The sequence below is a fragment of the Mangrovicoccus algicola genome (assembly GCF_014903745.1).
GTDB classification, from domain to species: domain Bacteria; phylum Pseudomonadota; class Alphaproteobacteria; order Rhodobacterales; family Rhodobacteraceae; genus Mangrovicoccus; species Mangrovicoccus algicola.
This window is the reverse complement of sequence record NZ_JACVXA010000071.1, coordinates 1-22723: the sequence shown is the minus strand read 5'-3', so window position 1 is coordinate 22723 and position 22723 is coordinate 1. Positions and strand designations below refer to the sequence as shown.

The following is a 22723-nucleotide window of genomic DNA, read 5'->3' as shown; positions in this document are numbered from 1 at the left end:
AGCGGCGCAGCCCGCCGCCCCGGCGCCCGGACCCGCGCGCGCGGCGCCGCGGCGGATCCTGCGGGTCAGCGGCTGAGCAGGCTTGATTTCCCCGGGGTCATGACGTTCCCTGAACCTGCAATCATCGCAGGAGGACGGCATGATCCCGGTCGACGGAGATTTCATCCTCGAGGTGGCACCGGTCTTTTCCGGGCGTCTCGCGCAGCGCCAGCGGGAGATCATCGGCGAGATTTCCGGCGATTTCGAGGCGGTGCTGCGCCGTCATGACATAGACACAGCATTGCGGATCGCGCATTTCATGGGGCAGGTGACGCATGAATGCGCGGGCTTCCGCACGACAGAAGAATTCGCCTCCGGCGCCGCCTATGAAGGCCGTGCCGACCTGGGCAATACCGAACGCGGCGACGGCCGGCGCTACAAGGGCCGCGGGCTGATCCAGCTGACCGGCCGGGCCAATTACCGGCGTATCGGCGAGCGGCTGGGCCTGCCGCTGGAGGACAGCCCGCATCTTGCGGCCGCGCCGCTGACCTCGCTGCATATCGCCTGCGATTACTGGAAAAGCCGCGCCATCAACCGGCATTGCGATGCCGATGACCTGATCGCCGTGACCAAGGCGGTCAATGGCGGAACCAACGGGCTTCAGGACAGGGCGGGCTACCTGCGGAAGGCGCGCGCGGCGCTGGCGCGTCGCATGGGCGTCATGGTGGCGGCGCGGCAGGCCGGGCCGGACCCGGTGCTGCGCCGCGGCTCCTTCGGCCGCGCGGTGGAGGAGATGCAGAGGCTTCTGGCAGCCCATGGCGCGGCCCTGACCATCGATGCCGATTTCGGCCCGGGCACCGAAACGGCCCTGCGCGCCTTCCAGGCTGCGGCCGGGCTGGAGGCGGACGGCATTGCAGGGCAGAAAACCTGGACAGCCCTGCGCGGCTGAGCTCCGGACGGGCGGGGCAGGGGAGGCGCCGGGTCAGGCCCGGCGCAGGATGGTTCCCGGCCCCGTCGAAGGAAACGGGACGACCCGGCGGGCTGTTGTCCGGGTGGTCATGCCGCCGCGCCTTGCGCTTGCCTCCGTCTTCCTTGCCGCGGGGGATGGGGCCGGGCCGCGGTCGGGGAAAAGACGAGGCGAAAAAGAGGAAGGACGGATCCGGCCGGGGCAGGCCTCCCGGCTGCAGGGGGCACCGTCCCGCGCCGGGCCTGACCCGGCGCCTCCGGCCTCAGCCGGGATGCGCCTCTGGCGGGATGTCCGCCCCGGGCAGCCAGGGCTTGAGATCCACCACCGGCGTCCGGTCGAACAGGTCGATCGCATCTAGACCCAGCTGTCCCGCCGCCCGCTCCATCCAGGTGATCCGGCAGACGGAGAGCGACAGGGGGTTGGGGCGCACCGGCGAGCGCAGCGCGAAGGTGCCGCGGGGACCGCCCGCATGGCGGGGAACCTGGCGCGCCAGGTCGCGCCGCGCCCCGTGAAGCCAGCCGATCACGATGATCGCCTGCCCTGTCTCCAGTCCCTCCAGAGCCGCCGCATAGCCGGGGCGCAGCTCGATCCGCGCCGGCCGGCCGGTCTCGCGGGCCCGCGCGATGTTGCGCGGGCAATCGCCGCGGCTCCAGTCCGAGCGGATCACCCCGACGAAGCTCAGCCCGGCCTCGATCCGGTCGCCCGGATCGAAGGGGAGCAAGGTTTCGCCGGGGCGGATCGTGTCGCTCACAGCAGGTCCGCATGCTCCAGCGCGGCGTCGATCTCGGCGCGCACGGGCGGCGTCACCGGCACCAGCGGCAGCCGCATCTCCTCGCCGCACAGGCCCAGCCGGGACATGGCATATTTCGCTCCCGCCACGCCCGGTTCGCGGAAGATCGCGATATGCAGCGGCATCAGCACGTCCTGCAGCTCCAGCGCGCGGGCATAGTCGCCCGCCAGCGTCGCCGCCTGGAACTCGGCACAGAGCCGCGGCGCCACATTGGCGGTCACCGAGATGCAGCCCGTCCCGCCATGGGCGTTGAAGCCGAGCGCGGTGCCGTCCTCGCCCGAGATCTGCACGAAGTCCCGGCCGCAGGTGATGCGCTGCTTCGGAACGCGGGCGAGGTCGCCGGTCGCGTCCTTCACGCCGATGATCCGCGGCAGCCTCGCCAGCTCGCCCATCGTCTCGGGGCTCATGTCCACGGCCGAGCGGCCGGGAATGTTGTAGATGATGATCGGCAGGCCGCAGGCGTCGTGGATCGCGGTGAAATGCGCGATCATGCCCGCCTGGGTCGGCTTGTTGTAATAGGGCGTGACCACCAGCAGGTGGGTGGCGCCGACCTTCTCGGCATGGCGGCTGAGGTCGATCGCCTCGTCGGTGCTGTTCGAGCCGGTCCCGGCGATCACCGGCACGCGCCCGGCGGCGGCCTTCACGACCTCCTCGACCACGGTATAGTGCTCGTCGTAGTTCAGCGTCGGGCTCTCGCCGGTCGTGCCGGTGGGCACCAGCCCCGAGGAGCCTTCGGCGATATGCCACTCGACCAGCTTCTTCAGCGCGTCGAGATCCAGCTTGCCGTCCTTGAACGGCGTCACCAGGGCTGGAATGGACCCTTTGATCATGATGCGCTCCTTTTTTGCGTCCTGTGGTCGAATCCGTGCGTGCTTTAGCCGTCCGGCCGGGCAATGCCAAGGCGTGGCGGGCCGCGGGCGGGCGGCGGAGGAAACGTGACTTGCCTCCCCTGCCGCGCCGACTAGGGTGCGCGCGACGGAATTCACGGACGGGGATGCAGGCATGGCACGCAGACGGGCACGGACATGGACACGGGCGCGGGCGCTGGCCCTGGCCGGGTCTCTGGTCGGGTTCCTGTCCCCGGCCGCGCCGGGCTGGGCGGCGTTCAGCGACGCGCTCGGGGCGGCGGGGCAGGGCCGCTGGGACGCGGCCCGGGCGGAGGCCCGCGGCGAGGGCACCTATGCGCCCCTCGTGATCGAATGGATGCGCCTGAGATCGGCCGATGGCGGCGCCACATTCGCCGAGTACCGCGCCTTCCTGCGGGATCATGCCGACTGGCCGGGCATTCCCTATCTGCGCCGCCGCGGCGAGGCGGCGATCGATGCGACGGTGCCGCAGGACCAGGTGCTGGAATTCTTCGCCAGCGACGATCCGCAGACGGCGAACGGGTCCTACTGGCTGGCGCTGGCGCTGGCGGGGGCAGGGCGCGAGCAGGGCGCGCGCGACACGCTGGTGCGTGCCTGGACGCAGCTCGGCTTCTCGCGCGAGGAGGAGGCGCTGTTTCTCGGGCGGTTCCGCGACCTGCTGGCCCCCCATCATGCCGCGCGCATGGACAGCCTGCTGTGGCGCGGGGCCTGGGACCAGGCGGAGCGCATGGAGCCGCTGGTCGGGCCGGGCTGGCAGGCGCTGGCGACGGCGCGCAAGGGGCTGCGTCTGGACCGTCCCGGGGTGGACGGGCTGATCGCGGCGGTGCCGGAGGCCCTGCGGGACGATCCGGGCCTGGCCTTTGAACGCATGGCCTGGCGCATGCGGCGCGGGCGCTACATGGAAGCGGCCGAGCTGATGCAGGCGCAGTCGCGCACCGCGGCGACGCTGGGGCGGCCGGATCTCTGGGCGGATTACCGCGGGCGGCTGGGCCGCCAGCTGATGCGCGACGGCGATTACCGCGAGGCCTATCTTGTCGCCGCCGGTCATCGCCTGACCCCGGGGGCGGATTATGCCGACCTGGAATGGCTGGCGGGCTATGTCGCGCTGCGCTTCCTGGAGGAGCCGGGCGCGGCGCTGGATCATTTCCAGCGGCTCCGCGCGGGCGTCAGCTCTCCGATCTCGCTGGGGCGGGCAGGCTACTGGGAGGGCCGGGCCTACGAGGCGCTCGGCGAGGCGGAACAGGCCAAGCAGGCCTATGCCTTCGGCGCCGGCTACCAGAGCAGCTTCTACGGCCAGCTTGCCGCCGAACGCGGCGGGTTCTCCCCCGATCCGCGGCTGGCGGGCAAGGAAGTCTTTGCCGACGGGGTGCGCGCGCCCTTCCGGTCGTCTTCGGTCTACCAGGCGGGGGTGACGATCTTCGAGGCGGGGGACCTGGCGCTGGCGGCGCGGTTCTTCTCGCATCTGTCCGAAAGCCTCAGCCGTGCCGATATCGGGTCCATGGCCGCGCGGCTGGAACTGCTGAAATCGCCGCATGTGGAACTGGAAATCGGCAAGCGCGCGGCCTGGATGGGGTACGAGCTGCACCGGCCGCTATTCCCGGTCATGGCGCTGGACACCCGCGCGACCCCGGACGTGGAGCCGGAGCTGGCCCTGTCGATCGCCCGGCGCGAGAGCGAGTTCAACCATACCGTCATCAGCCATGCCGGGGCGCGCGGGCTGATGCAGCTGATGCCGGGAACCGCCCAGGCCATGGCGGCGGCGACGGGGCTGGCCTATGACTCGGCGCGGCTGACCCGCGATGCAGGCTACAATGCCCGACTGGGGGCCGCGTATCTGCAGCGGCTGCGCGAGGAATTCGGCGGCAACACGGTGCTGGTGGCGGCGGGCTACAATGCCGGGCCGGGGCGTCCGCGGGCGTGGATGGTCCGCTATGGCGATCCGCGCGATCCGGCGGTCGACGCGGTGGACTGGATCGAGCACATTCCCTTCACCGAAACCCGCAACTACGTGATGCGGGTGATGGAATCGATGGCGCCCTATCGCGCGCGCCTGTCGGGAACGGCCGGGCCGCTGGGGCTGACCGCGGCGCTCTCGGCACGCTGAGCGCCGCGGGCCCCGCGGCCGCGGATCACCAGCCGATATGGCCGCGGAAATCCCCCAGCACCTGGGCCCATTCGCGCAGCGAGGCGGCAAAGACATCCCCCGGCAGCCCGCCGCGGGTCAGCACGTAATGGAACAGATGGGGGTCGCCCTCGTCGTCGAGATAGATCGTGGCAAGGAGCGCATCGCGGTTCCAGTCATTCGCCTGTTCCGGGCTCATCGGCTCGGACAGGTCGAACCCGGCGGTGAACAGGATGGAGTCGCAGCCCGCGTGATCCACGCAGCCGTAGAAATAGATGCTGAAATTGGACCCGGCGGCGGATGACCGGATCATCGGGTCGCCCTCGCCGTCCTGATCCAGCTCCGCACGGTAGCCCAGTTCCTGGAGCGCGGCCTGCATGCCCTGGGGATCGGCGGCCGAGACCAGTCCTTCCACCGCGGCGACGCCGCCATCCTCCTCCCCGGCATGGCGCGCGGCCGAGGCCACGGCCCCGATCAGCGATCCGTTGCGGGCGGTGGCGGGGGTGGCCAGGACGGGGGCAAGCGCGGCCAGCGCGCATAGTGCGAGAGCAGGTTTCATGACGGCTCCGGTAGCTACTCGTTAACAGTGCGGTGCTTTTCGGCAGGCCGTGGCCCGGGCGCAACCGCCCGGAGACGTTAAATTTTTTGAACGATGGTTACCGGCAGGAAACCGCCGGGTCGCGGCCCGGCGCGCGGCTCAGAGGAGCGCGCGGGCCCTCTGCCTTTCGCGCCACCAGGTGAAAATGCCCGCCCCGACCACGATCGCCGCGCCCAGGACCTGTCGCGGCACCAGCGGATCGGCGAAGAAGACGATGCCGACGATCGAGGCGAAGAGCAGGTGGAAATAGGCGAAGGGCTGGATCGCGCTGGCCTCGGCCACCTCGTAGCAGCGGATATAGAGCCAGTGGCCCAGGATCGCGGTGCAGCACAGCACGGCCATCACCGCCCAGCCCTGCGCGTCCATCGGCTGCCACGCCCAGAGTCCCACCGGCGTCATTGCCGCCGCGCCGACGATGCCGGTCCAGAAAAAGCTGGTATCGGTGCGGTCATGGCGGGCGACATAGCGGTTCAGCACCCCGTAGAGGGCGAAGAGGAAGGCGGAGCCCAGCGGCATCAGGGCCAGGGGGCCGAACATCTCGCTGCCCGGTCCGATGATCACGAGGATGCCGCACATGCCGACCGCGACGGCGCTCCAGCGGCGCCAGCCGACCTTCTCGCCCAGGATCGGGCCCGACAGCGCCACGACCAGCAGCGGCCCGGCGGAGAAGAGCGCGGTATGCACGACCAGCCCGATCAGGGTGAAGCTGGCGATGGCCAGGCAGATCTCGGCGCTCAGCAGGAGGCTGCGCAGGATCTGCAGCCCCGGCTGCGCGGTGCGCGCGACCGCGGGAATGCCGCCGGGCTGCCGCGCGGCGCGGATCAGCACATAGGCCGCATGGGCCCAGAAGCGGATCATGACGATCATCAGCACGCTGTACTGCCCCGCCATGAGCCGCGAGAACCCGTCCTGCATGGAGAAGACCAGGCAGGCGGCGATCATGATGAGGATGCCGATCGCGGTGTTCTGGGTCATGGCAGGGTTCCGACGGTCATGTGTCTCTTGCGGCCGAAGCCGGGGACGCGCTCCACCGCGAAGCCCGCCTGCGCCAGGGCCGCCCGCACCGCGCCCGCGGCGGTATAGGTGGCGAAGCTGCCGCCGGGGGCGGTATGGCGCGCCACCTGCTCCAGCAGGGCGGGTTCCCACAGCTCGGGGTTCTTCGCCGGGGCGAAACCGTCGAGGAACCACGCATCGGCGCGGCCCTGCCAGGCGGGCAGGGTCTCGCGGGCATCGCCCAGGACCAGCTCCACCTCGACCCCGCCCATGGCCCAGGCGCGCATGTCCCGTTCGCGCGCGGCGATCATCGGCGCGGCCAGCGCCGCCGCCTCGGGAAAATGCGCCAGCGCCTGCACCATGTCCTCGGCGGACATCGGGAAGAGTTCGAAACTGGTATAGCGCAGCGGGGCGGCAGAGGGCGTGCGGGCGGCCAGCGCCACCAGCGCGAGCAGGTTCAGCCCGGTGCCGAAGCCCAGTTCGGCGACGCGGAAGCCCGGCCGCAGCCGCCCGGGCAGGCCATTGCCCGCCAGGAAGACATGGGCGGTCTCCTGCCAGCCGCTGTCCAGCGAGTAATACGGGTCGTCGAAACGGCGCGAGACCGGGATGGCGCCGTCGCGCCAGGTGATCTCCGCCTGCTGGTGGTCGGGCATCGGATGTCCTAAGGGTCGTTCCGGCTGCAACCGCGGGAGGTGCCATCCATGTCCGGAATCGACGTCACCATCCGCGGGGCCGGGATCTTCGGGTTGTCCATCGCCTATGCCTGTGCGGCGCGTGGCGCAAGGGTGCGCGTGATCGATCCCGGGGGCATCGGGGCGGGGTCCTCGGGCGGCATCGTCGGCGCGCTGGCGCCGCATGTGCCGGAACGCTGGAATCCGAAGAAGGCCTTCCAGTTCGAGAGCCTGCGCATGGCGCCGGAATTCTGGGCGGGGGTGGCGCGGACCGGCGGGCGCGATCCGGGCTATCTGCGGTCGGGCCGGCTGCAGCCGCTGGCGGATGCGGCGGCGGTGGAACTGGCGCGGCTGCGCGCGGCCGAGGCCGCGACCCTGTGGCAGGGCTTTGCCGCCTGGCGCGTGGTGGAGGCGGCGGCGCATGCGGGCTGGGCGCCGCCTTCGCCCACGGGGCTGCTGATCGAGGACACGCTGACTGCCCGGCTGCATCCGCGCATGGCGGGGCAGGCTCTGGCCGCGGCGGTGACGGCGCTTGGCGGCGAGATCGCGGGATCGGGCCCCGAGACGGGCGCGCTGGTGCTGGCCACCGGCTGGCGCGGGCTTCTGGATCTGAACGCGGAGCTGGGCCAGCCTGCGGGCGCGGGCATCAAGGGGCAGGCGGCGCTGTTCCGGGCCGGGGCATGCGCGCTGCCGCAGATTTTCGCCGGCGGGCTGCATGTGGTGCCCCATGCCGACGGGACGGTGGCGGTGGGATCGACCTCGGAACGCGATTTCGCGGCGCCGGACACGACGGATGCGCAATGCGATGCGCTGATCGCGGCGGCGCGCGCCCTCTGCCCGCTGCTGGAGGGGGCCCCGGTGATCGAGCGCTGGGCGGGGGTAAGGCCGCGGGCCCGCAGCCGTGCGCCGATGCTGGGGCGCCATCCCGGCCGCGACGGGGTGTTCATCGCCAATGGCGGGTTCAAGATCGGGTTCGGCATGGCGCCGCTGGTGGCCGAGGTCATGGCCGATCTGGTGCTGGACGGGCGGGACCGCATCCCCGAGGGGTTCCGCGTGGCCGACAGCCTGAAAGGGTGAGGCGCCGGGTCGGGGCCCGGCGCGGGACGGCGCGGGCGCGCACCGGGGGCATTCCCGTCCGCGCACGGATGGGCTAAGCGGCGGGCATGGTCCAGTTCGCTTCGCTCCGCCCGCATGTCCGGCCCCTGCTGCTTCTCGGTCTGCCGCTGGTCGGCGGACAGATCGCGCAGGTCGCCATCCAGATCATCGATACGCTGATGCTGGGCCGCTACGACACGGAGGTCCTGGCCGCGGTGGTGCTGGCCACGTCGCTGTTCTTCACGGTGTTCATCGTGGGGGCGGGGTTCTCCTGGGCGGTGACGCCGCTGGTGGCGGCCGCCTCGGCGGCGGGCGACCCGGTCCGGGTGCGGCGGGTGACGCGGATGGGATTCTGGGCCTCGATGGGATACGGGGTGCTGGTGCTGCCGGTCTTCCTGCTGTCCGAGCCGCTTTTCCTGGCCCTCGGCCAGAGCCCCGAGTTGGCGCGGATCGCCGCGCGCTACCTGGACGTGGCGGGCTGGGGGATCTTCCCGGCGCTGGCGGTCATGACGCTGCGGGCCTATCTGGCGGGACAGGCCCGCGCGCAGGTGGTGATGTGGGTGACGGTGGCGGCCACGGTGCTGAATGCCGGCCTGAACTGGCTTCTGATCTTCGGCAGCTGGGGCTTCCCCGAATGGGGCGGGCGCGGCGCGGCCACGGCCTCGGTGCTGGCCAACAGCGCCTCGGTGGCGGTCCTGGCCATCTATGCCGAACGCAGCTTCCCCGGGCACCAGCTGTTCGTGCGCCTGTGGAAACCGGACTGGGCCGAGCTGCGGCAGGTGTTCCAGCTGGGCTGGCCGATCGGCGTGGCGACCCTGGCGGAGACGGCGCTGTTCTCGGCGGCGGCGGTGATGGTCGGCTGGCTGGGCGTGGCGGAACTGGCCGCGCATGGCATCGCGCTGCAGCTGGCCACGGTGACCTTCATGATGCATCTGGGCCTGTCCCAGGCGGCGACGGTGCTGATCGGCCAGGCCCATGGCCGTGGCGACCGGGCGGCCAAGCGCGGCATCTCGCTGGCCGCGCTGGTGGTGTCCCTCGGGGTTGCGGCGGTGACGATCGCGGTGCTGGCCGCGATCCCGCGCCCGCTGATCCGGCTGTTCGTCGATCCCGCCGATCCGATGCGCGACGCGATCCTCGCCACCGGCGTCGGGCTGGTCTACATGGCGGCGATCTTCCAGCTGGCCGATGGCGCGCAGGTGGTCGCCATCAGCCTGCTGCGGGGTCTGCAGGACACGCGCGTGCCGATGTGGCAGGCGGCGTTTTCCTATTGGGCGGTGGGCGCCCCGCTGGGCTGGGTGCTGGGCATCGCGGCCGGGGCGGGCGCGGTCGGCGTCTGGGCGGGGCTGGCCGGCGGGCTGTGCTGCGCGGCGGTCCTTCTGTGGCGCAGGCTCTGGCGGGTCCAGCTGGCAGGCTGAGCGGTGGCCCGGACCCGGGGCCGCGCCCTCTTTGCACGGCTGCACAGGGGGCGTGCGGCAGCTGCGGGAGTTTGCGCCTGCAAAACCTGCGCATCCGGCCTATCTGTACCGTCAACGAAGCCATGCACATTCATCTGTAAGAGGTACGCCATGACCAAGACTGTCGTCGTCTACTATTCCGGCTACGGCCACACGAAACTTGTCGCCGAGACCGTCGCCGAGGGCGCGGGCGCCGAGCTGATCGCCATCGATGCCGAGGGCAACATCGCCGAGGCGGACTGGGACACCCTGGCCGCGGCCGACGCCATCATCTTCGGCGCGCCGACCTACATGGGCGGGGCCCCCTGGCAGTTCAAGAAATTCGCCGATGCCAGCTCCAAGGTCTGGTTCGGCTCGGGCTGGAAGGACAAGGTCTTCGGCGGGTTCACCAATTCCGCCTCGCTCAACGGCGACAAGCAGATCACCCTGACCTACCTGCAGACGCTGGCCTCGCAGCATGGCGGCATCTGGGTGTCGCTGGGGATGCTGCCGGCCAATACGCAGGCCGCGACCCGCGAGGACATGAACAACCTGGGCGGTTCGGTCGGCGTGCTGGTGCAGTCGCCGTCGGATGCCGGCAATGACGCGATCCCCTCGGGCGATCTGGACACGGCAAAAGCCTATGGGGCCCGGGTGGCCGCGGTCGCCGCCCGCTTTGCCGCCGCCGCCGCCGCCTGATCCGGCGCGGCCCGCCGGTCGAAGGCGCCCGCCCTCCGGGGCGGGCGCCTTTTTGCTGGTCACTGGACAGCGCGGGCGTGCCGGGGCAGGTTTCCGCCGGGACAAGGCGGGGACGGCATGCGTGTGAAGGGTATCCTGGCGGCGGTGATGGCCGCGGCGGTCACGGCGGCGCCGGGGATGGCGGATGTGATGGAGGAGGGGGCCGCGGTGGTCGCGGATTTCCTCGCGGGCGAGGATGCCGGCCTCTGGGCGCGGATGACCCCCGAGATGCAGGCCGCGCTGGGTGGGCCGGAGCGCCTGGCCGATCTGCGCGGGGCGCTGCGTGACAGCCACGGGGCCGAATCCGAAATCCTGTCGGAACAGGTGGCGGCGCAAGGTGGGTACGAGGTCTATTCGCGCGTCTCGCGCTGGGAGGGGGATCCGGCGCCGCTGGGCGTCACGGTTGCCTTCGACGGGGCGTCGCGGATCGCGGGGTTCCTCATTCGTCCGCAGCCCGTGGCGGCGCAGAGCCGGTTCCTCGATTACCGTACCAAAGCCGATCTGCGCCTGCCGGTGGAGGGCGCCTGGCATGTCTTCTGGGGCGGGCGGGACATCGCCGACAATTACCATGCGGTCGATCCGGGACAGCGTTTCGCCATGGACCTCCTGGTGCTGCGCAACGGGGCGAGCCATGCGGGCGATCCGGCACGGAACGAAAGCTATCACTGCTGGGACCGGCCGATCCTGGCCCCTGCGGCGGGGCGGGTCGCGGCGGCCGCCGACGGGCTGCCCGACCAGAGCCCCGGCGAGATGAACCCGCAGGCGCCGCTGGGCAACCATGTCATTCTGGATCTGGGCAATGGCGAATACGCGTTCCTCGCCCATCTGCGGCAGGGCAGCGTCGCGGTGGCCGGGGGGCAGGAGGTCGCGGCGGGCGATCTGCTGGGGCGCTGCGGCAATAGCGGCAATTCCTCCGAGCCGCATCTGCATGTCCACCTTCAGACCAGCCCGGATCTCGGCGAGGGCGACGGTCTGCCCGCGCAGTTCCGCGACTACCTGGCCGACGGGGCGCCGGTGGATCGCGGCGAGCCGCTGCGGGGCCAGGAGATCGCGCCGCGTCCCCCCGGCCCCTGAGGGATCAGCGCAGCCCGGCGCAGAATTCGCCGATGCGGCTGCAGGCGTCCTTCAGCGCGTCGTCGGAGGTCGCATAGCTGACGCGGAAGGCGGGAGACAGGCCGAAGGCCGCGCCGAAGACCACCGCCACGCCCGTCTCGTCAAGCAGCGCGTTGCAGAAATCCTCGTCCGTTGCCAGCAGCTTGCCGCCCTTCGAGGTCTTGCCGAGACAGCCGCCGATGGTCGGATAGACATAGAAGGCGCCTTCGGGGGTCGGGCAGTCGATGCCCTCGGCGGCGTTCAGCATCGACACGACCAGGTCGCGGCGGCGCTTGAAGGCCACGTTGTTGGCGGCGATGAAATCCTGCGATCCGTTCAGCGCCTCGACGGAGGCCCATTGGCTGATCGTGCAGGGATTCGAGGTCGATTGCGACTGGATCTTGCGCATTGCGCCGATCAGCGCGACCGGCCCGCCGGCATAGCCGATCCGCCAGCCGGTCATCGCATAGGCCTTGGAGACGCCGTTGACCGTCAGCGTCCGGGGATAGAGCGCGGGCTCCACCTCCGCCGGGGTGCAGAAGGTGAAATCGTCGTAGACGAGATGTTCGTACATGTCGTCGGTCATGATCCAGACATGCGGATGGCGCAGCAGCACCTCGGTCAGCGCCTTCAGCTCGTCCCATGCATAGCCTGCGCCCGTGGGGTTCGAGGGCGAGTTGAAGATCAGCCACTTGGTCCGCGGCGTGATCGCGGCCTCCAGCGCGGCGGGCGTCAGCTTGTAGCCGTGTTCCGGACCGCAGGTCAGGGGTTTCGGCACGCCGCCCGCCAGCAGCACCATGTCGGGATAGCTGACCCAGTAGGGGGCGGGAATGATCACCTCGTCGCCCGGGTTGAGCGTCGCCATCAGCGCGTTGTACAGGATCTGCTTGCCGCCGGTGCCGACGCTGATCTGCGCGGGCTCGTAGGACAGGCTGTTTTCCCGCGCGAACTTGGCGCAGATCGCCTGTTTCAGTTCCGGCATCCCGTCGGGGGCGGTGTATTTCGTCTTGCCCGCGCGGATCGCGGCGATGGCGGCGTCCTTGATGTGATCGGGCGTGTCGAAATCGGGTTCGCCCGCCGAAAGGCCGATCACGGATTGTCCCGCGGCCTTCAGTTCCTGCGCCTTCGTGGTCATGGCGATGGTCGGCGAGGGCTTCACCCGCGACAGCGTTTCGGACAGGAAGGACATCGGCGGAACCTCAGGTTGAAAGCACTCGCCGACCTCTCTAGGTTGGCGCCGCGGGCGGCGCAAGGACGCGGCCCGGACCGGACCGGCCGCGCCGCGCCGCCGGGCGCCAAGAACCAGGACAAGCCTATGGAAACGCACGAAAACCGACTGAAGCGCCTGCACATGCGTTCGATCCGCCGCGGCATCAAGGAGATGGACATCATCCTGGGCCGCTTTGCCGAGACGGGGCTGCGCGATCTGCCCGAGGCGGAGCTGGCGCTTTACGACACGCTCCTGTCGGAGAACGATCACGACCTGTACCAGTGGGTCTCGGGGCAGCAGCCCAGCCCGCCGCGCTATCTGGCCCTGCTCAGCCGGATTGCCGAATTGAATCGAATTGCGGTGTCTAAGTAACCAAGGTCACGGAAAATAGCGTTCTAACCACCGGTATCCATTAAAGCTTTTTTTCCGTATTCTGACCACATTCCTTTCATGTGAAATTTTACATGGAGGAGACTGCATGAGTGTACACCCCGGTCTGGGCGAGACACAGGAAAAGGGCTTCATCACGGCCTACCTGGACTCGCTGGCCCTGGTGGAGCGGCTGCACCGATTGTTGCTGGATGTGATCAAGGACGAATTCGAACGCGTCGGCATCCTGGAAATCAACGCCGTCCAGGCGCTGCTTCTGTTCAATATCGGTGACAACAAGGTGACCGCCGGGGAACTGAAATCCCGCGGCTACTACCAGGGCTCGAATGTGTCCTACAATCTCAAGAAGCTGGTCGAGATGGGCTACATGCACCACAATCGCTGCGAGATCGACCGGCGGTCGGTGCGCGTGCGCCTGACCGACAAGGGCAAGCAGATCCGCGACATCGTCGAGGACCTGTTCCAGCGCCACGCCGAGGGGCTGGAAGCCCGCGGCATCCTCGGCCCCGACGGCATCAGCGACATCAACACGTCGCTGCGCCGGGTGGAGCGGTACTGGTCCGACCAGATCCGCTACATCTACTGAAACGACGCCGTCCGAAGCGATCCGCGCTTCCGGCAGACGCCACCGGGAAAACCCCTCCGGTGTCGAAAATGGCAGAAGGCCATCGGGCAGGATGCCCATCGCGACAGCAGGTCGCCCGTTTCCCGAATGACAGACAGAACCAGGTGCCGTGCCCCCGGCGGAGGCATGTTTTCCCGCGCTCTGCATCGGCCGTTCCGCGCGGTCGCGCCGCGCCCCGGCGGCCGCGCAAGGGCAGGCGCCGCGACGGCGCGCTGCCCGGTTGCCGCATTCGTCCCGCCGGCAGGTCGCGCGGGGAAAGGCCGGGCCTTACCAGTGGCCGGTATTTTCCATGCTGGCCCAGGGTTCGGCAGGCGGCAGCGCATCGCCGATCTGCAGAAGCTCGATCGACACGTTGTCCGGCGAGCGCACGAAGGCCATGTGCCCGTCGCGCGGCGGCCGGTTGATCGTCACCCCCGCATCCTGCAGCTTCGCGCACATGTCGTAGATATTCTCCACGCCATAGGCGAGATGGCCGAAATGACGGCTGTCCGAGGGCAGGCCCTCGTCGCCATCCCAGTTATAGGTCAGCTCCACCGGGCATTCGGGCTGTCCGGGAGGGGCCAGGAACACCAGCGTGAAGCGGCCCTTTTCGCTTTCGGTGCGGCGGGTCTCCTCCAGTCCCAGCATCCTGTAGAACTCGATCGACTTGTCCAGGTCCTTCACGCGGACCATGGTGTGCAGGTATTTGACTTTCATGCGCGTCTTCCCGTTGTCGGTAATGCGTGCCCCACAGGTAAACGCCGCGGCCGGAAATGCCAGCCCGATCTGGGGGAAGAAATCGCCGCCGCGCTGCGCTATAAGGTTGCGACTCTCCCTCCTCCCCCTGCATATGGTAGAAATGCCGCCGAAACCCTCCAAATGCAGCGGGAGTGCGCCAGATGAAGGACCATGCCGTGACCGATCCGATTTCGGAAGCCATCGCCCAGAGCCGCGCCACCCCGCGCCAGACCCTGCGGGCCACCGTCCCCGCGATGGAGGACCGGCTCTATACCATCCACCCGGTGCTGGATCACGGCTTCGTCCGCGCCGTCGACTACATGGGCGATGACAGCGCCATCGTCCAGGCGGCGCGGGTCAGCTATGGCGCGGGCACCAAGAAGGCGCGCGACGATGCCGGGCTGATCCGCTACCTGATGCGTCACTGGCACTCGACGCCCTTCGAGATGTGCGAACTCAAGCTGCATGTGAAGCTGCCGGTCTTCGTGGCGCGCCAGTGGATCCGGCATCGCACCGCCAATGTCAACGAATACTCGGCCCGCTACTCGATCCTCGACCGCGAATTCTACATTCCGGCCGAAGACCATCTGGCAGCCCAGTCGACCACCAACAACCAGGGCCGCGGCCAGGTGCTGGAGGGTGAGGAGGCCGCGCGGGTGCTGGAGATCCTGCGCCACGATTCCATGCGCGCCTATGACAGCTACGAGGCAATGCTCAGCCAAGACGGCCAGCAGGGACTGGCGCGGGAACTGGCGCGGATGAACCTGCCCGCCAATATCTACACGCAATGGTACTGGAAGGTGGACCTGCACAACCTGTTCCACTTCCTGCGGCTGCGCGCGGATGCCCATGCGCAATACGAGATCCGCGCCTATGCCGACGTGATCTGCGAGATGGTGAAGGACTGGGTGCCCGCCGCCTATGCCGCCTTCGAGGATTACCGCATGAACGGGGCGCATCTGTCGGGCAAGGGGCTGGACTGCCTGCGCCGCATGCTGAAGGGCGAGCAGGTGAGCCAGGAAGGCTCCGGCATGAGCGCCGGGGAATGGCGGGAGTTTCAGGCGCTGATCAGCGGGTGACGCGCCTGAAGCGGAAGGCCCGGTTCAGGCGTTCTTGAGCTCCGTGGCGGAGGCCCGGCCGTCGCGGCCTTCGCGGAGCTCGTATTCGACCCGCTGGTTGTCGGCGAGGCCGGTCATGCCGGCGCGTTCCACGGCCGAGATGTGGACGAACACGTCCTTGCCGCCCTCGTCGGGCGCGATGAAGCCGTAACCCTTGGTGGTGTTGAACCATTTCACGGTGCCAGTGGGCATCCGGTATCTCCTTGCACTTGTGGGGCCGCGCGGACTGGCCCCGCTGTCGAGGACCCGGTGGTCGCACAGACCGGGCCAGGGAGGATGCTCCCTGACATTCAAGGTTGGCGATGCCGGAAAAAAGGCAAGACATATCGGCGAGTCTTTCGCCGCGAGGCAGCAAAAGTGAAGGGATGGGGCGAACATGATCGTCTACGGGTTGAAGACTTGCGATACTTGCCGAAAAGCTAGGCGCGCGCTGGCCGCAGCAGGGCAGGAGCCCGCCTTTGTCGATCTGCGCGAGACGCCTGTCACGGCGGAAAAGATCGGCTTCTGGCTCGAGAGGCTGGGCCCTGGGCTGATGAATACCCGCTCCACCACGTGGCGCGGGCTGTCGGAGACCGAGCGCGCGGGCGACCCGGTCGCGCTGATGACGGCGCATCCGGCGCTGATCAAGCGGCCGGTGATCGAGGACGGCGCGGCGCTCCATCTGGGCTGGGGCAGGGACGTGCAGGCGGCGCTCCTGCCGGAGTGAGGCCGCGGCGGCGGGCGGTGCGGCGCGCTAGTCGCGCCGCACGCGCCGTCCGGGTTTCGGGCCGGGATCGTCCGGCCCGAGCATCTCGGCCGTGACCTCCGGCAGGCCCAGGCAGGCCACGTCGATCACGGCGTCCAGCGTCGACACCGCGAAATGCATCACCGGCACGTCCAGCACATCCGCCGCGCCGGTCCGGCGCGTGACCTGCTCGAGGAAGTCGGACCGGTCATGGCGGCGCAGCAGCGGCGGCGCCCCGGCATCCTCGCGGTCCTCGGACTCCTCGAAGGCATCCTCCTCCAGCGCATAGCTTTCGTCGCGCCAGGCATAGGACAGGCAGTCGCGGAAGATGATGCAGTAGCGCAGGCTGCCCGGCCCGGTCTCGATCATCTTCGGCGTGCCGATGATGCGGTCGAACAGGGGATTGCCGCTGCCGTCGCCTTCCTCGTCCTCGGCAATCTCGGCCGAGACCACCCACAGGGTCAGCGTGTCATATTCGGGACCGGCCTCCAGCCCGCCGAAGCGCAGGAAACGCTCGGCGGTCAGAAGGTCGGCCGCGCCATTGCCAAGCGGGGTCATGCCAGGTCGGGCGGGGTGGCCTCGGCGGCCAGCGCCGCGACGATGCCCTCGAGGCTGTCCTGGGCGGTCTGCTTCTCGCCCAGGCGGCGGACGGTCACGCTGCGGTTCTCGACCTCCTTCATGCCGCAGGCGAGGATCACCGGCACCTTGCCCACGGAATGTTCGCGGACCTTGTAGTTGATCTTCTCGTTGCGGATGTCGGCCTCGGCGCGGATGCCCTTCGCCCTCAGCGCGGCGACCACCTCGGTCACGTAGTCATCCGCATCCGAGACGATCGAGGCCACGACCACCTGGCGCGGCGCCAGCCAGAAGGGCAGCTTGCCCGCATGTTCCTCGATCAGGATGCCGATGAACCGCTCGAAGGAGCCCAGCACGGCGCGGTGCAGCATGATCGGACGATGCTTGGCCCCGTCGGCGGCGATGAAATTGGCGTCCAGGCGCTCCGGCAGGTTCGGGTCGACCTGCAGCGTGCCGCATTGCCAGTCCCGGCCGATCGCGTCGGTCAGCACGAATTCCAGCTTGGGCCCGTAGAAGGCGCCTTCGCCCTCCTGGATCTCGAACTCATAGCCGGCAGCCTTGCAGGCATTGCCCAGGCTTTCCTCGGCATGGTCCCAGCTTTCCTCGGTGCCGATGCGTTTCTCGGGACGGGTCGACAGCTTGATCGACCAGTCGGTGAATCCCAGATCGGCATAGATCCCGGCGAGGAATTCGATGAATTTCTTCGTCTCCGCCTCGATCTGGTCCTCGGTGCAGAAGATATGCGCGTCATCCTGGGTAAATCCGCGGACCCGCATGATCCCGTGCAGCGCGCCGGAGGGTTCATAGCGGTTGCAGGACCCGAATTCGGCCATGCGCAGCGGCAGGTCGCGATAGGATTTCAGCCCCTGGTTGAACACCTGCACATGGCAGGGGCAGTTCATCGGCTTCAGCGCGTTGACGGTCTTCTCGCGGGCATGGTCCTCGTCGACTTCGACGATGAACATGTTTTCCTGGTAGTTGTCCCAGTGGCCGGATTTCTCCCAGAGCACGCGATTCACCACCTGGGGCGTGTTGACCTCGACATAGCCGTCGGCGCGCTGCTTGCGGCGCATGTAGTCCTGCAGCTCGGTATAGATGGTCCAGCCGTTGGGGTGCCAGAAGATCTGGCCCGGGGCCTCTTCCTGCATGTGGAACAGGTCCATCTCGCGGCCCAGCTTGCGGTGGTCGCGCTTGGCGGCCTCCTCCAGCATCTGCATGTGCGCCTTGAGGTCGTTGCGGTTCTTGAACGCCACGCCGTAGATCCGCTGCAGCATCGGCCGCGTGGAGTCGCCGAGCCAGTAGGCGCCGGCCACATGGGTCAGCTTGAACGCGTCGGCCGGGACCTGCCCGGTATTCTGCAGGTGCGGGCCGCGGCACAGATCCTGCCAGTCGCCATGCCAGTACATGCGGATCGGCTCGTCGCCGGGGATGCGGTTGATCAGCTCGACCTTGTAGGGCTCGCCGGTCTTCTCGTAATGGGCGATCGCGTCGGCGCGGCTCCAGACCTCGGTCCTCACGGCGTCGCGGGCGTTGATGATCTCCTTCATCTTCGCCTCGATGGCGCCCAGATCTTCCGGCGTGAAGGGCTCGGCGCGGTCGAAATCGTAGAACCAGCCATGGTCGCGGACCGGGCCGATCGTGACCTTCACGTCCGGGTACAGCTCCTGCACCGCGCGGGCCATGATATGCGCCAGGTCGTGGCGGATCAGTTCCAGCGCCGGGGCGTCATCCTTCATGGTGTTGATCGCGATGGCGGCATCGGCCGCGATCGGCCAGGCCAGGTCCCAATGCGCGCCGTCCAGCGTCGCCGAGATCGCCTTCTTCGCCAGCGAGGGGGCGATATCGGCCGCGACCTCGGCGGCGGTTACGCCGGGCGCATAGCTGCGCGCATTGCCATCGGGAAGGGTGAGGGTGATCTGGGACATCTGCGGTCCTCCTCGTCGGTCTGGCGCCCACGGAACGCCCGGTTGCGGGTTTGTATCGTGGGGGCGCCATGCCCGATGCGCGCGCCGGGGTCAAGGCGTGCCGCAGCTGTCCGGGGGACGGCGCCGGATCGGGACCGCCTCCGCGCAGCCGGGATGTCTCGAATTAATCATGAATGCAGAACATTCTGTGGTCCGGCGTTAAGGGGAGTATGGTGAATGGCGGATATACCACCGCTGCGCGCGGTGGATCTGTCAGACGAGGTGCTTCATGTCGGTTTTCCTCTCCACGGAGGACGGGCGCGTCCTTCTCCTGCGCCCGGAGGCGCGGCGCCTGCTGGAGGTCGCCTCCTTCGGCGAGGCGACGACAGGGCTTGCCGTCTCCGCGGCCGGCGGGCTGTTCGTCAGCACCGCCCGGGCGGTGCATCGTTTCGATATCGCCGCCGGCACGGCCCCGGGCGACCCGGTGGCGCAGATCGACACGCCCGGCGGCATCGCGGGGATCGATATCGACGGATCCGGCAGGCTGCTGATCGGCACCGTCTCGGGCCTGCTCTGGCGGCAGGAGGCCGACGGCCGCATGACCGCCATCGGCCAGTTTCCGGACGGCATCCAGGGCGGGGTGGCGCGCATCGGCGGCTTTGCCTTCGCGGTGGGGCAGGGGGGCACCCTGTCGGTGATGAACATCCGCAGCGGGGCCGTGACGGACCTGCGCGATCTCGGTCCGGGGCAGGTGGCCGGGATCTGCGCCGAGGACAGGGTGCTGCGCATCGCGGTCACGCAGGACGGCGGCGCGCCGCAATTCCTGCTCTATGATACGCGCGGCGACACGCTGGCCCATGAACCCGGGCCGCTGGGATTCTACGGCCGGATCAGCGGTGCCGCCTCCGGCGAGATCGTCACGGGAGATTTCATCGGCACGGATAGGGGGGACGTTTTCACCGGCACGCCCGGGGCGGATGTCTTCGCCGGCCATGCCGGTGATGACCGCATCTACGCGCGGGACGGCAATGACATGCTGACCGGCGGGGCGGGCGACGACCTGCTGATGGGCGAGGATGGCGATGACACGCTGGATGGCGGGGCGGGGCGGGATGCCTTCTATGGCGGCGACGGGAGCGACTGGGTCTGGCTCGACGGGCCCGTGCTGAGCGTCGATCTGGCCATCACCGAGGCGCGCCAGGTCACCGGCCAGGGCGAGGATTTCTTCCAGGATATCGAGAACCTGCGTGGCGGCGACGGCGCGGATTGGTTCGCCGGCGACCATCTTGCCAATATTCTCGAAGGTCGCGGCGGCAATGACACGCTGCTCGGACGGGCGGGCGACGATACGTTGCGCGGCGGCGCGGGCGACGATTTCCTGCAGGGCGGGAGCGGCGATGACGTGATGGATGGCGGCGACGGGTTCGACTGGGTTTCCTATGACGGGGCGGACGGCGTGACCGTTTCCCTTGCCCGGCTTTTCGGGCAGCAGACCGGCGAGGGCGTGGACCTGCTGCGCAACATCGAGGCGGTGGAAGGCTCCGGGGGAAGGGATTTCATTGCCGGCGACGACGGGGCCAACCGCCTCGAGGGCATGATCGGGTTCGACACATTGCTGGGCGGCGGCGGCGACGATACGCTTTTCGGCGGGCGCGGCTTCGACCGGCTTTCCGGCGGGGCGGGGTCCGATTATCTCGACGGGGGCAACGGTCGCGACACGCTCGATGGCGGGGCAGGCCCCGGGGTCGATACCTATTGGGGCGGGCGCGGGGCGGACCGTTTCGTCTTTACCGTCTCCGGCGAACAGGGAGAGCGGGACGACCTGACGGTGATCCTCGATTTCGATGCGGCCCAGGGCGACCGGATCGATCTGGTCGGGTCCGGGCGCGCGGATTTCGCGACCTGGGCCATCACCGATATCGACGGAGGTGCGATCGTGGTGTTCGGCAATGGCACGCAGCTGGCGCTGGCCGGGGTCGCCGCGGCGGAGGTCTCGGCCGACTGGTTCGCCTGAAGGCGCGCCCGCCTCATTCCCTCACCGGCTTCTCCGGACGGGCTTCCGCAAGGATTTCCGCAAGCACCGAGACGGCCAGCGTGCCCGCATCCCGGGCCGAGGGGATCAGCCCGACCGGACCGTGAAGCCGGGTGCGCGCCGCCGCTGCGACACCCATCGCCTCCAGCTGCAGCATCCGTGCATCGCGGGCCCGCCGCGACCCCTGGGCCCCGATATAGAAGGCGGGCGTCTCCAGAAGATCGCGCAGGATCTCGGGTTCCCAGTCGTGATCGTGAAAGAAAAGCACCGCCGCGGTCCGCGGATCGGCGGCAACCCCGGCGGGCAGTCCCCGCGACAGCAGCTGTTGCGTCGCGCAGCCCGCGCCGCGGCCGAGATCCAGCGTTTCGGGATCGGGGGACATCAGCAGGTTGGGATAGCCCGCCGACTGCACCAGCGCGGCGAAGGTGCAGGCCTCGGGGCCCTTGCCGAAGACGAGGAAGCGCAGCGGCGGATCGAAGCGGATGCCGAACGTCTCCCCTGTCCAGCCGGTCTCGCCCGGTGTCCCCTCCAGGCGCATCGCCCCGCTCCGGCCATCGATCTCCAGCCGGCAGGGCTGTCGCGCCGCGCGCCGCGCGGCGACCTGCGCCATCAGGTTCCGGTCCGGACGCGGCACCAGCAGGATATCCAGCCCGCCGCCGCAGGGCAGCTGGATGTCCAGGAAGGGCGAGCCGCGGCCGTAGCGGATCGTCGCGGGGCGGCCCCGGCGCAGCACCTCGGCGGCATGGATGGCGATGTCGGATTCCACGCAGCCCGAGGATAGGGTTCCGGCCCGCTCACCGCCCGGGAAAATCGCCATGGCCGCCCCGACCGGCCGATAGGAGGGACCCTCCACACCGGTGATGACGGCCAGGACGGCCTCGTCGCTGCCCGCGGCCAGGGCCTCGACCGGGTCGCGCGCCAGCAGAGATCCGGGATTGAGGAAATTCATGGAAGGTCCTTCCGTGCTGTCCCGGTCTATGTCGGATGCGATGCCGCCGTTGACAAGCCCGTCGAATGCCGATCGGCCCGCCTCACCCCGGCCCCGCCGCATCGACAAGGCCCGACTCGCAATCCGACGGAACCGGATGATCCCGGCGCAGCAGCGGGGCCAGCGGCCGGGCCGGATTGATCTCGCCGCGCAGATGCAGGCGGATCTCGGAAATCAGCCAGTCCGGCCCGTCGCGTCGGCAGACGAGTTCCAGCGCGTTTCCGGCCCCCCGGCCGAAAGCGTCATCCAGCGCCCGGCGCATCTCGTCGAGTCGCGCAGGCCGGTCCAGCCGCCCGGCCATCAAGGGGCCCAATGCGGCATTGATCTCGCGGGTCAGCCACAGGGCGTCGCGGAAATAGCCCAGTTGGCCCGCCGCATCGCCATAGCAACTGCCATACTTGGTCCATTCGTGGCGTTCCAGCTGGCTGCGCACGCCGGGCATCAGGCGGATCAGCTGCGTGGCGGTCTCGCGATCCAGGGCAATCCGGGGCAGGCGGTCCCAATCGCCCGCGCGATCGGCGCGTTCCTCTTCGCGTGTCACCCCGCAATAGGCGCGGTCGCGCGGCTGCGGCCACAGCCCGTGCAGGGTGAAGCCGCTTTCCGTCCAGGGCAGCTTGCCGTCTTCCAGGGCCCGGCATTCAGGGCGCGGGCTGCCGCGCTGCATTTCGCAGAAGGCAGGCTGCCAGCTCAGCGCCAGCAGGTTGTCGGTGCTTTCCGCCGCCCCGGCGGTCCCGGCAAGAACAAGCAAAGCGGCAATCCAGCGCAACATCGTCAACCCTCCAGCTGCGCCCAGCCTAGGCCGGGCGGGCGCGGCTTAGCAACCGTGGCTGCAGGGGGCGGCCGACCCGGCATGCGACGCGCTGCCGCGATGTTGAGTTTTTTTGTCGCGGAAGGGCATTCGGGATAGAAGGGCTGCGCGAAGATCTCTAGCCAAGCCGGGATGACCTGTTCCGGCGGCGCCGGGCGGACCCGGCCGGGTCCGTCCGGATGCCCGGAGGCAGAAGGCGGAAACATCGGGTGCGCGGCTACGGGCCGCCCACCCGGGAGAGCATGGGAGAGGACTGTTTTGCGGGTTGGATTTTTGGTTGAGACTGT

23 protein-coding genes are annotated in these 22723 nt (G+C 69.3%); 11 read left to right on the top strand and 12 right to left on the bottom strand.

Annotated features, from left to right (window positions below; translation table 11 throughout):
- Positions 1-139 precede the first annotated feature (139 nt).
- The gene (locus ICN82_RS17980; protein WP_193185642.1) at positions 140-928 is read left to right on the top strand and encodes a peptidoglycan-binding protein; all 789 of its coding nucleotides are present in this window, start codon (positions 140-142) and stop codon (positions 926-928) included.
- 280 nt (positions 929-1208) lie between these two features.
- Here the strand turns inward: ICN82_RS17980 and ICN82_RS17975 are convergent, their stop codons facing one another.
- Together ICN82_RS17975 and dapA are read right to left on the bottom strand one after the other, a co-directional pair.
- Positions 1209-1697: an SAM-dependent methyltransferase gene (locus tag ICN82_RS17975; RefSeq protein WP_193185639.1), complete on the bottom strand. Its 489-nt coding sequence runs from the start codon at positions 1695-1697 to the stop codon at positions 1209-1211.
- The gene (dapA, locus tag ICN82_RS17970) at positions 1694-2566 is read right to left on the bottom strand and encodes a 4-hydroxy-tetrahydrodipicolinate synthase (RefSeq protein WP_193185636.1); all 873 of its coding nucleotides are present in this window, start codon (positions 2564-2566) and stop codon (positions 1694-1696) included. The genes ICN82_RS17975 and dapA overlap by 4 nt, the downstream gene beginning before the upstream one ends.
- Before the next feature lie 172 nt (positions 2567-2738).
- Here dapA and ICN82_RS17965 point away from each other — a divergent pair, with 172 nt between their 5' ends.
- Complete coding sequence (locus tag ICN82_RS17965; RefSeq protein ID WP_193185633.1) at positions 2739-4706, top strand: lytic transglycosylase domain-containing protein; 1968 nt, start codon at positions 2739-2741, stop codon at positions 4704-4706.
- A gap of 25 nt (positions 4707-4731) precedes the next feature.
- Here the strand turns inward: ICN82_RS17965 and ICN82_RS17960 are convergent, their stop codons facing one another.
- The 3 genes from ICN82_RS17960 to mnmD form a co-directional block, all read right to left on the bottom strand.
- Complete coding sequence (locus tag ICN82_RS17960) at positions 4732-5283, bottom strand: YbjN domain-containing protein (RefSeq protein ID WP_193185631.1); 552 nt, start codon at positions 5281-5283, stop codon at positions 4732-4734.
- Positions 5284-5421: 138 nt separating this feature from the next.
- On the bottom strand, positions 5422-6297 hold the full coding sequence (locus ICN82_RS17955) for a DMT family transporter (protein ID WP_193185628.1): 876 nt from the start codon (positions 6295-6297) through the stop codon (positions 5422-5424).
- Positions 6294-6968, bottom strand: coding sequence for a tRNA (5-methylaminomethyl-2-thiouridine)(34)-methyltransferase MnmD (gene mnmD / locus ICN82_RS17950; RefSeq protein WP_193185626.1), 675 nt, complete (start codon positions 6966-6968; stop codon positions 6294-6296). Before mnmD ends, ICN82_RS17955 begins: the two co-directional genes overlap by 4 nt.
- A 48-nt stretch (positions 6969-7016) precedes the next feature.
- Between mnmD and ICN82_RS17945 the strand changes: the two genes are divergently transcribed.
- From ICN82_RS17945 to ICN82_RS17930, 4 genes are all read left to right on the top strand, one after another.
- Complete coding sequence (locus tag ICN82_RS17945) at positions 7017-8063, top strand: NAD(P)/FAD-dependent oxidoreductase (RefSeq protein ID WP_193185623.1); 1047 nt, start codon at positions 7017-7019, stop codon at positions 8061-8063.
- Positions 8064-8149: 86 nt separating this feature from the next.
- A complete protein-coding gene (locus ICN82_RS17940; protein ID WP_193185620.1) occupies positions 8150-9496 on the top strand; it encodes an MATE family efflux transporter in 1347 nt (448 codons plus the stop codon).
- Between the two features lie 150 nt (positions 9497-9646).
- Positions 9647-10213, top strand: a complete 567-nt coding sequence (locus tag ICN82_RS17935; RefSeq protein WP_193185617.1) for a flavodoxin family protein — start codon at positions 9647-9649, stop codon at positions 10211-10213.
- A 117-nt stretch (positions 10214-10330) separates the two neighbouring features.
- A complete protein-coding gene (locus ICN82_RS17930) occupies positions 10331-11326 on the top strand; it encodes a M23 family metallopeptidase (RefSeq protein ID WP_193185614.1) in 996 nt (331 codons plus the stop codon).
- Between the two features lie 4 nt (positions 11327-11330).
- Here ICN82_RS17930 and ICN82_RS17925 read toward each other — a convergent pair whose 3' ends face one another.
- The gene (locus ICN82_RS17925) at positions 11331-12533 is read right to left on the bottom strand and encodes a pyridoxal phosphate-dependent aminotransferase (RefSeq protein ID WP_193185611.1); all 1203 of its coding nucleotides are present in this window, start codon (positions 12531-12533) and stop codon (positions 11331-11333) included.
- Between the two features lie 126 nt (positions 12534-12659).
- Between ICN82_RS17925 and ICN82_RS17920 the strand changes: the two genes are divergently transcribed.
- Positions 12660-12926: an FAD assembly factor SdhE gene (locus ICN82_RS17920; RefSeq protein ID WP_193185608.1), complete on the top strand. Its 267-nt coding sequence runs from the start codon at positions 12660-12662 to the stop codon at positions 12924-12926.
- A 106-nt stretch (positions 12927-13032) separates the two neighbouring features.
- Complete coding sequence (locus ICN82_RS17915; protein WP_193185604.1) at positions 13033-13530, top strand: MarR family winged helix-turn-helix transcriptional regulator; 498 nt, start codon at positions 13033-13035, stop codon at positions 13528-13530.
- A gap of 306 nt (positions 13531-13836) precedes the next feature.
- Here ICN82_RS17915 and ICN82_RS17910 read toward each other — a convergent pair whose 3' ends face one another.
- Positions 13837-14265 (bottom strand): VOC family protein, encoded by a 429-nt coding sequence (locus ICN82_RS17910; protein WP_193185601.1) that lies wholly within the window; start codon positions 14263-14265, stop codon positions 13837-13839.
- A 182-nt stretch (positions 14266-14447) separates the two neighbouring features.
- On the opposite strand from ICN82_RS17910, the gene thyX reads away from it, so the two are divergent.
- On the top strand, positions 14448-15365 hold the full coding sequence (thyX, locus tag ICN82_RS17905) for an FAD-dependent thymidylate synthase (RefSeq protein WP_193185599.1): 918 nt from the start codon (positions 14448-14450) through the stop codon (positions 15363-15365).
- A gap of 24 nt (positions 15366-15389) precedes the next feature.
- On the opposite strand, the gene ICN82_RS17900 is transcribed toward thyX, so the two are convergent.
- Positions 15390-15596: a cold-shock protein gene (locus ICN82_RS17900; protein ID WP_193185596.1), complete on the bottom strand. Its 207-nt coding sequence runs from the start codon at positions 15594-15596 to the stop codon at positions 15390-15392.
- A 184-nt stretch (positions 15597-15780) separates the two neighbouring features.
- Between ICN82_RS17900 and ICN82_RS17895 the strand changes: the two genes are divergently transcribed.
- Positions 15781-16110 (top strand): arsenate reductase family protein, encoded by a 330-nt coding sequence (locus ICN82_RS17895; protein WP_193185594.1) that lies wholly within the window; start codon positions 15781-15783, stop codon positions 16108-16110.
- A 27-nt stretch (positions 16111-16137) separates the two neighbouring features.
- On the opposite strand, the gene ICN82_RS17890 is transcribed toward ICN82_RS17895, so the two are convergent.
- Together ICN82_RS17890 and thrS are read right to left on the bottom strand one after the other, a co-directional pair.
- On the bottom strand, positions 16138-16686 hold the full coding sequence (locus ICN82_RS17890; RefSeq protein WP_193185592.1) for a hypothetical protein: 549 nt from the start codon (positions 16684-16686) through the stop codon (positions 16138-16140).
- On the bottom strand, positions 16683-18629 hold the full coding sequence (thrS, locus tag ICN82_RS17885; RefSeq protein ID WP_193185589.1) for a threonine--tRNA ligase: 1947 nt from the start codon (positions 18627-18629) through the stop codon (positions 16683-16685). Before thrS ends, ICN82_RS17890 begins: the two co-directional genes overlap by 4 nt.
- Positions 18630-18897: 268 nt before the next feature.
- Between thrS and ICN82_RS17880 the strand changes: the two genes are divergently transcribed.
- Positions 18898-20622 carry a calcium-binding protein gene (locus ICN82_RS17880; RefSeq protein ID WP_193185586.1) on the top strand — a complete coding sequence of 575 codons (1725 nt, stop codon included), beginning with the start codon at positions 18898-18900 and terminating at the stop codon, positions 20620-20622.
- A 13-nt stretch (positions 20623-20635) separates the two neighbouring features.
- Here the strand turns inward: ICN82_RS17880 and ICN82_RS17875 are convergent, their stop codons facing one another.
- Complete coding sequence (locus tag ICN82_RS17875; protein ID WP_193185583.1) at positions 20636-21589, bottom strand: XdhC family protein; 954 nt, start codon at positions 21587-21589, stop codon at positions 20636-20638.
- A gap of 82 nt (positions 21590-21671) precedes the next feature.
- Complete coding sequence (locus tag ICN82_RS17870; RefSeq protein WP_193185580.1) at positions 21672-22397, bottom strand: ribonuclease T2 family protein; 726 nt, start codon at positions 22395-22397, stop codon at positions 21672-21674.
- Between the last annotated feature and the right edge of the window lie 326 nt (positions 22398-22723).

Excerpts from the sequence above, each read along its gene's own strand:
- ICN82_RS17980 (WP_193185642.1), top strand. The coding sequence starts at position 140 with ATGATCCCGGTCGACGGAGATTTCATCCTCGAGGTGGCACCGGTCTTT.
- dapA (WP_193185636.1), bottom strand. The coding sequence starts at position 2,566 with ATGATCAAAGGGTCCATTCCAGCCCTGGTGACGCCGTTCAAGGACGGC.
- ICN82_RS17965 (WP_193185633.1), top strand. The coding sequence starts at position 2,739 with ATGGCACGCAGACGGGCACGGACATGGACACGGGCGCGGGCGCTGGCC.
- ICN82_RS17960 (WP_193185631.1), bottom strand. The coding sequence starts at position 5,283 with ATGAAACCTGCTCTCGCACTATGCGCGCTGGCCGCGCTTGCCCCCGTC.
- ICN82_RS17955 (WP_193185628.1), bottom strand. The coding sequence starts at position 6,297 with ATGACCCAGAACACCGCGATCGGCATCCTCATCATGATCGCCGCCTGC.
- mnmD (WP_193185626.1), bottom strand. The coding sequence starts at position 6,968 with ATGCCCGACCACCAGCAGGCGGAGATCACCTGGCGCGACGGCGCCATC.
- ICN82_RS17945 (WP_193185623.1), top strand. The coding sequence starts at position 7,017 with ATGTCCGGAATCGACGTCACCATCCGCGGGGCCGGGATCTTCGGGTTG.
- ICN82_RS17940 (WP_193185620.1), top strand. The coding sequence starts at position 8,150 with ATGGTCCAGTTCGCTTCGCTCCGCCCGCATGTCCGGCCCCTGCTGCTT.
- ICN82_RS17935 (WP_193185617.1), top strand. The coding sequence starts at position 9,647 with ATGACCAAGACTGTCGTCGTCTACTATTCCGGCTACGGCCACACGAAA.
- ICN82_RS17930 (WP_193185614.1), top strand. The coding sequence starts at position 10,331 with ATGCGTGTGAAGGGTATCCTGGCGGCGGTGATGGCCGCGGCGGTCACG.
- ICN82_RS17925 (WP_193185611.1), bottom strand. The coding sequence starts at position 12,533 with ATGTCCTTCCTGTCCGAAACGCTGTCGCGGGTGAAGCCCTCGCCGACC.
- ICN82_RS17920 (WP_193185608.1), top strand. The coding sequence starts at position 12,660 with ATGGAAACGCACGAAAACCGACTGAAGCGCCTGCACATGCGTTCGATC.
- ICN82_RS17915 (WP_193185604.1), top strand. The coding sequence starts at position 13,033 with ATGAGTGTACACCCCGGTCTGGGCGAGACACAGGAAAAGGGCTTCATC.
- ICN82_RS17910 (WP_193185601.1), bottom strand. The coding sequence starts at position 14,265 with ATGAAAGTCAAATACCTGCACACCATGGTCCGCGTGAAGGACCTGGAC.
- thyX (WP_193185599.1), top strand. The coding sequence starts at position 14,448 with ATGAAGGACCATGCCGTGACCGATCCGATTTCGGAAGCCATCGCCCAG.
- ICN82_RS17900 (WP_193185596.1), bottom strand. The coding sequence starts at position 15,596 with ATGCCCACTGGCACCGTGAAATGGTTCAACACCACCAAGGGTTACGGC.
- ICN82_RS17895 (WP_193185594.1), top strand. The coding sequence starts at position 15,781 with ATGATCGTCTACGGGTTGAAGACTTGCGATACTTGCCGAAAAGCTAGG.
- ICN82_RS17890 (WP_193185592.1), bottom strand. The coding sequence starts at position 16,686 with ATGACCCCGCTTGGCAATGGCGCGGCCGACCTTCTGACCGCCGAGCGT.
- thrS (WP_193185589.1), bottom strand. The coding sequence starts at position 18,629 with ATGTCCCAGATCACCCTCACCCTTCCCGATGGCAATGCGCGCAGCTAT.
- ICN82_RS17880 (WP_193185586.1), top strand. The coding sequence starts at position 18,898 with ATGTCGGTTTTCCTCTCCACGGAGGACGGGCGCGTCCTTCTCCTGCGC.
- ICN82_RS17875 (WP_193185583.1), bottom strand. The coding sequence starts at position 21,589 with ATGAATTTCCTCAATCCCGGATCTCTGCTGGCGCGCGACCCGGTCGAG.
- ICN82_RS17870 (WP_193185580.1), bottom strand. The coding sequence starts at position 22,397 with ATGTTGCGCTGGATTGCCGCTTTGCTTGTTCTTGCCGGGACCGCCGGG.